Source organism: Clostridium sp. D5, assembly GCF_000190355.1.
GTDB lineage: Bacteria > Bacillota > Clostridia > Lachnospirales > Lachnospiraceae > Faecalicatena > Faecalicatena fissicatena_A.
Window position 1 is genome coordinate 1 of sequence record NZ_GL870837.1, and the last position, 1,805, is coordinate 1,805.

The following is a 1,805-nucleotide window of genomic DNA, read 5'->3' on the forward strand; positions in this document are numbered from 1 at the left end:
CTTTGTTGTTTTCGCTGTCGTTCTTTGTCGTCAGCGGCAACTTTTATAGAATATCATATCTGTTGTCGTCTGTCAAGAACTTTTTTAGTTTTCTTTTTGCTCTTCAGAACTCATTTCTTTCTATTCCTTCAAGAGACAGCTTAGATATATTACCACACTGTCTTGCTTTTTGTCAACAACTTTTTCCCAAAGTTTATAATTATGTTATGTTCTATCTGAACTTATATCTGGCCAATGCATAGTCGCCAGTGATCGATGAGAAAACAATCATGGCACTACTAATGAATGTTACAAATAAACTATTTTTTATATAAATCTGAAACTTAATCCGCAAAAAAACTTGATGTAATTTTCCAATACAAACACTTTCGGAAAATAAGTAATGTTCTCTGCATGTATTTCAGGCGGGATTATAAAGGATGTGATAATTAACAAGAAAAAGGGAAAAACATCAAAATCAGAAAACCTGCCAATGCTATCGCCTCTACCACTTTTAACCCTATTTTTTCATTAAAAATCACCTTCACTTTCATAATCCGTGGCTTTAAGAAATATAAGTGCATTTACATCCAAAATAATCATCATTAAAATAACAAGCGCTGCCCCGTATCCAAAATCCATGGAGTAGAAAGCTTGATTAAAGACATATACTGATAATATGGCACTTGAATTAGCAGGCCTTCCGCCAGTCATAATGTAGACCTTATGCAGAGTTAAACACCCAGATGTCCCATAACGGCAACGCTAAAATAATCGTTGATTTTACATAAGGAACCGTAATTTTGAAAAAGTATTCACGGCTGATGAGCCGTCCATTTTGGCGGATTCATTTACATCCATTTAAATATTAACCCAATCAGAAAGCAAGCTACTGCCCACGGTAAGAATTCATATACCCTCGGCCAAAAAACGGATCTTCTAAGGAAGAATAATAAAGCGGTGAACAAGTAAACTCTTTGCATATTCCATATTAATCTCTGGTGAAGATATCCATCAATAAAGTTCCATGCTTCATCCTGTACTTCTGAGTTTGCTGAGAGCATATAAGCCCCTGAAGCGCCCCACGTAAAGCTGCTGATTTTAGCATTTGTCTTTACCGGCTGCGGCAATACAGTCCAGATTCCTTTCTCCATTGCCTCCTCACAGATTGTAATGACTTCCGGTGTCTGATTTAAAGTAGCGCATTGTCCTGATACAAACCCGTCCACCTGCTCTTTAAATCCCCAATTAATAGAATCTTTTGTCTTCAAATCTTCTACTTTATAACCAGCTTGTTCCAGCCAGTCACTATGGACAAAAATGCCCTGGCTTAAAAAACCATCCGGAATTGCCTATATTTTATTTTGAGAAGAATAGGTTCTCTGGGAAGCCGTATACGGTAAATCATGAGTACTGGCTCATTTTTTGACCGCCGTTTCCAGCGGCCAAATTTACACATTGGTTGTTTTTGACTTGCTCCGGCAGATCTTAGGATTCTCTGCCAATAGAAGAACTGCTTTTCTGAGATTCCATTTGCTCTGCTCCAGGCAGTTTTAGGCATCCCGCTGTTTATGCATTCATTCATGATTTTGGCCCAGTGCTCTACACGGACCTGATGTGTAATCTTATCCACAGGGATAACTCCTTTAAAAAACTTGTAGTTTTCTAGAGGTATTATCTCATGGATAGATGAGACTAGCACGGTACTAGTGATTTACCGTATACCCCCAAAGGTGTTGGGTTGAATACTTGAATGGAAATTGCAGGGAACTTAAAACGCACCATAAAAAAAACGATACCACCTGGGTATCGTCTCCTCATTCCAT

The 1,805-nt window shown here is 38.1% G+C and carries 2 protein-coding genes; both read right to left on the minus strand.

Annotated elements, in window-relative coordinates:
- Nucleotides 1–510: 510 nt before the first annotated feature.
- The gene (locus HMPREF0240_RS23670; protein ID WP_009005817.1) at nucleotides 511–693 is read right to left on the minus strand and encodes a sugar ABC transporter permease; all 183 of its coding nucleotides are present in this window, start codon (nucleotides 691–693) and stop codon (nucleotides 511–513) included.
- 137 nt (nucleotides 694–830) lie between these two features.
- Entirely contained in the window at nucleotides 831–1,133 is a 303-nt protein-coding gene (locus HMPREF0240_RS23165; RefSeq protein WP_035314777.1) for a hypothetical protein, read from the minus strand.
- Nucleotides 1,134–1,805: the final 672 nt, after the last annotated feature.